The organism is Streptomyces katrae (assembly GCF_000966975.1).
Lineage (GTDB): Bacteria > Actinomycetota > Actinomycetes > Streptomycetales > Streptomycetaceae > Streptomyces > Streptomyces katrae.
The window spans coordinates 1-4,552 of the sequence record NZ_JZWV01001287.1; the positions used below are offsets into that span (position 1 = coordinate 1).

Here is a 4,552-nt window from a genome sequence, read left to right on the forward strand (position 1 = left end):
GGCGGGTGCGGAGGTGGAGTGGCACGAGGAGCCGGGCATGCCGCACGGGTATCCGCTGCTTCCGGTGCCGGAGGGGCGGGCGGCCCGGGACCGGATCGTGGAGCTGGTCCGGGCGACGGCCGACGAGGAGTGAGCCCGGTCCACGTGCCGTCTCCTACGCCGTGCAGGTCATCAGGGAGCTGACGGGGGCGGCGCGGTAGGCCGTCCAGTAGGCCTCGTCGCGCGCCGCGTCGGCGGGCGGGGTCCGGCTGGGCTGCCAGGCCACGGTGGAGAAGCCGGCGTCGACGGCGGCTTCGGCGAAGTCGGCGTGTGCCCATTCGCGGTACTCGAAGTCGAGCGGGGGGTCGGTCAGGAACCGGGCCTTGAGCAGGGGAGCGTCGCCGTCCGGCAGCCGGTCGAGGATGCGCATCCCGTAGGGGGACCAGTCGACGTGGGGGTAGGCGCCGGGGTTGCGGACCAGGGACAGCAGTCTGCCGCCGGGGCGCAGGTTGGCGCGGATGCCGCGGAACATGGCGTGCAGGGCGGCCCGGTCGGGGGCGTGGCTGAACGGGTAGACGGCGGTGACCAGGTCGAAGGGGCCGAGCTGGGGCATGTCGGCGGGGTCGGCGACGACGTACTCGACGGCGGCCGTGTGCCCGCTCTGCCGTTCGCGGGCCCGGCGGACGCGGTCGGGGCAGTTGTCGACGCCGACGGTCCGGCGGGCGCCGCCGCGGGCGAGCAGTGCGGCGGTGCCGCCGTGTCCGCAGGCGACGTCGAGGGTGTCGAGGTCACGGACCCCGCCGAGGGCGTCGAGGGCGGTGCGCAGGGTGTGGGCGTCGGCCGCGGTGAAGGCGGCCCGGGGCGCGGGGTGGCTGGAGATGTCGTCGTGCATGCCGCCATGCCTCCCCGGCGGGGGCGCGGGGGACGGCGGGCGGGGCCGGTGCGTCCCCCGTAGGGGGAGGCGTTCGGGTCAGTGCGCCGTGCGTACGGGGCGCGGAGGGCTCCCGTCAGGAGGGGACCAGTGCGCGGGCGCGGGCGCGCAGCCAGGCGTGGGCGGGGTCGGCGTCGTGTCGGGGGTGCCAGGCGAAGGGGAGGGTGGGGAGTTCCAGGGGGACCTCGAAGGTGACGAGTCCGAGCGCCTCGGCCTGGCGGACGGTACGGGTGGCGATGAGGCCGATGAGGTCGGTCTCGCGCAGTACGAACAGCGAGGCGGGGTAGGAGCCGATGCTGCCCACGACCCGCCGGGAGAGGCCCTGTTCGGCGAGGGCGGCGTCGACCGGTCCCTCCAGCCTGCCGCGCCGGGAGACGATCAGGTGCTCCCCGGCGGCGAACCGGCGGGCGGTGAGGGGGCCCCGCAGGAGCGGGTGTCCGGGGCGGACGACGCCGAGCATCCGCTCGTCGAAGAGGTGCTCGACGCACACCTCGGGGGAACGGTTGTCGATGACGCCGACCTCCAGGTCCGCGACCCCTTCGCGCAGGGCGGGCACGTCGACGTGGCTCTCCGAGAGGAACCGCAGCCTGACGCCGGGGGCTTCCTCGGCCATCCGCTGGAAGAGGGTGGCGCCGAAGGTGGCTGCGAAGGAGTCGTGGGCCAGGACGGTGAAGGTGCGTTCCAGGGTTCTGAGGTCGACCTCGCCTCCGGTCAGGAACAGGGCCCGGGCCCGTTCGACGACGGACCGGACCTCCCCCTGGAGGGAGAGGGCGTGGGGGGTGGGGACCATGCTGCGGCCGGCCCGGACCAGGACGGGGTCACCGAGGGCCTTGCGGATCCGGCCGAGGGTACGGCTCATGGCGGGTTCGGAGAGGTGGAGGCGGGCGGCGGCCGCGGAGACGCTCGACTCCTCCAGCAGCACGTCGAGGGCCAGGAGCAGGTTCAGGTCCAGCCCGGAAGACCTGGATTGCGTCACACGCATTCATCCCTTGCGGAAGTTGCACTGGAAAGCAGGTCTTCCCAACTCTACGGTGGTTCCGCGGGGGTTGATCTCCCCCGGTCACCACCACCGTCCACCGACTCCGAGGAGGAGCCGTGCTCCGCCATGCCCGCCCGCCGGTCGCGTCCGCATCCGGCGGCCCGCCCTCCGGGGACCCCGCCCCCGGGGGAGGTTCCGCTCCGGGACCGTCCCGTGCCGCCCGGCTCGCGCTGTACGCCTGCGTGCTCGTCGCCCAGGGGATGGTCGCCGCGGTGAACCTGCTGATCCCGCAGCTGGCCGCCTCGACCCTGCACCCGAGCCCCGGCGAGCTGTTGTGGGCCGTCGACGCCTACGTGATCGTCTTCGCCGCCCTGCTGATCCCGGCCGGGGCCCTCGGCGACCGCTACGGCCGCAAGGGCGCCCTGCTGTCCGGACTCGCCCTGTTCGCCGGCGGCGGGGCGCTGAGCGCGCTGGCCCCGGACCCCGCCGTGCTGATCGCCGGGCGCGGGCTGTGCGGGGCGGGGGCCGCGCTGATCATGCCGGCCACCATGTCCGTACTGGTCCGTCTGACCCCGGCCGAGCGGCGCCCGCAGGCGCTGGCCACCTGGACGCTCTCCGCCGGCCTCGGGGGCCTGGCGGGCAACGTCGGCGGTGGTCTCGCCGGGGAGTTCCTCACCTGGCGGGCGCTGTTCTGGGCGGTCGTCCCGCTGGCCGCGCTGCTGGCCCTCACGGTGGCCCGGGCGGTGCCCCGTACGCCTTCGCGTCCGGACGCGGCCGTCGACCCGCTGGGGGCGCTGATCCTGGCGGGGGCGCTGTTCGCGGTGGTCTACGGGATCATCGAGGGGCCCTCGTACGGCTGGTCCTCGGAACAGGTCCTGACCGCCTTCGGGGCCGGGGCCGCGCTGCTCGCGGCGTTCGCCGGGTACGCGCTGCGGGCCGCCCGTCCGCTCCTGGACCCGCGGATCTTCGCCTCCCGCAGGCTGCGCGCCGGGACGCTGGGGATCGGCGCCGCCTTCTTCGGGCTCTTCTCGCTGTTCTTCGTCAACGCCCAGTACCTGCAGTACGCGAAGGGCTTCTCGCCCGCCCGCACCGGCTTCGCGATCGTCCCGCTGACGATCGGCATGGCGCTGGTGCCGCGCCTGGGCGCCCGGCTGCAGCAGCGGACCGGGCCCCGGCTGCCGGTGGGTCTGGGGCTGGTGCTGATCGCGGCCGGTCTGCTGCTGGTGTCCACCGTCGGCGCGGGGACCCCGTACCCGGTGTACGCCTGCCACCTGCTGGTGCTGTCGGCGGGAACGGGCTTGTGCGCGCCCTCGCTGACCCTGACGGTGGTCTCGTCCCTGCCGCCCCACCAGGCGGGGCTGGGCGCCGGGCTGAACACGGCGGCCCGGGAGATCGGCGCGGCGCTGGGCGTGGCCGTGGTCGGCACGGTACTGGCCTCCCGGTTCCACGGGAGCCCGGGGGCCGACCCGGGGCAGGCGGCCGCGTTCACCGACGCCATGGGGGTGGCGCTGCGTACGGTCGCGGCGGTGCTGCTGGCCGCGGCGGCGGTGGTGGTGTCCGGCTTCCGCGGGACGGGGCGACGCCGGAGTGCAGCGGCCGGGGGCCAGGGAGCATCCTGACCGTATGACGGCGAGAGCGGACGGCGGCGGCCGGGCGTCCGGCGCCGTGGGCCGGGCGCTCGCGCGGGCGACGGTGGGTGCGGTGCGGGCCCTCGGCGGGTACGCGGGCGGGGTCTACCTGCGGTCGGGCACCGAGGGGCTGCTGCGGATGGCGGCGGTGACGGGTCTGCCGGGGCCGTTGTTCCGGCCCTGGTGGCGGATCCAGGTGAACCGCCCGTACCCGGTGGCGGAGGCCTTCCGCAGCGGGCAGGCGGTGCACCTGCCGGACGGGGAGAGCGCGGTGCGGCGCTTCCCGCAGCTGATGGCGGGGCTGCCGTTCCCGTTCGGTTCGCTGTACGAGCCGGTGGGCAGCGGGCCGGAGCGGTTCGGGGTGCTGCTGGTGATCCGTGCGGCGGCGCCGGGGGGCGCGGTCGGCGCGGGTGACGGCAGGCGGATCCGGGAGGCCGCCGAGGAGCTGGGGCGGGAGCTGGCGGAGCTGGCGGCCGGCGGGGATCCGGTGTGCTGGGAGGGGGATCCCCTGGGCGTGCCGTGGCCGGTGCCGGGCGGGGGCCCCGGGGAGGCCGTGGACCGGCTGGCGCAGGGGGTGCTGTCGGTGGACCGGCAGGGTGTCATCGGGTTCGCCGGCGCGGCCGCCGCACGGCTGCTCGGGCTGCCGGTGGAGCGGCTGCTCGGCCGGGGGCTGTGGGAGGCGCTGCCGTGGCTGAGGCACCCGGCGTACGAGGACCACCTGCGGGGGGCGTTCCTCTCCGGTGAGCCGCTGTTCTTCGACGCCCGGCGTGAGGCGGGGGCGGATCCCGCGGGGCTGTCGGTGGGGCTGTACCCGGGGCCTTCGGGGGTGACGGTGGTCCTGGAGGCGGCCGAGCGGCCCGTGTTCGCGCCCGGTGCGGGGGCCCGGCCGGGAGCCTGGGCCGGAGCCCCGGCGGGGCGGGCCCCGGCCCAGTACCGGCCGGTGGCGCTGGCGATCGCGCTGACCGAGGCGATGACGGCCCGGCAGGTGTCGGCGGTGGTCACCGAGGAGCTGCTGCCCGCGTTCGGCGGCCGGCA

The 4,552-nt window shown here is 76.3% G+C and carries 4 protein-coding genes; 2 read left to right on the forward strand and 2 right to left on the reverse strand.

All coding sequences use genetic code 11. The features are described from left to right. Positions 1-154: 154 nt before the first annotated feature. Positions 155-871: a class I SAM-dependent methyltransferase gene (locus VR44_RS36255; protein ID WP_045951915.1), complete on the reverse strand. Its 717-nt coding sequence runs from the start codon at positions 869-871 to the stop codon at positions 155-157. Between the two features lie 115 nt (positions 872-986). Beyond that, entirely contained in the window at positions 987-1,892 is a 906-nt protein-coding gene (locus VR44_RS36260) for a LysR family transcriptional regulator (RefSeq protein ID WP_045951916.1), read from the reverse strand. A 227-nt stretch (positions 1,893-2,119) separates the two neighbouring features. On the opposite strand from VR44_RS36260, the gene VR44_RS36265 reads away from it, so the two are divergent. Continuing rightward, on the forward strand, positions 2,120-3,508 hold the full coding sequence (locus VR44_RS36265) for an MFS transporter (RefSeq protein ID WP_045951917.1): 1,389 nt from the start codon (positions 2,120-2,122) through the stop codon (positions 3,506-3,508). A gap of 4 nt (positions 3,509-3,512) precedes the next feature. Further along, the coding region (locus VR44_RS36270) for a PAS domain-containing protein (RefSeq protein ID WP_157880519.1) at positions 3,513-4,552 on the forward strand (1,040 nt) is incomplete at its 3' end.

What these genes read in the sequence shown, in the direction of transcription:
- VR44_RS36255 (WP_045951915.1), bottom strand. Translation starts at nt 871, where the DNA reads ATGCACGACGACATCTCCAGCCACCCCGCGCCCCGGGCCGCCTTCACC.
- VR44_RS36260 (WP_045951916.1), bottom strand. Translation starts at nt 1,892, where the DNA reads ATGCGTGTGACGCAATCCAGGTCTTCCGGGCTGGACCTGAACCTGCTC.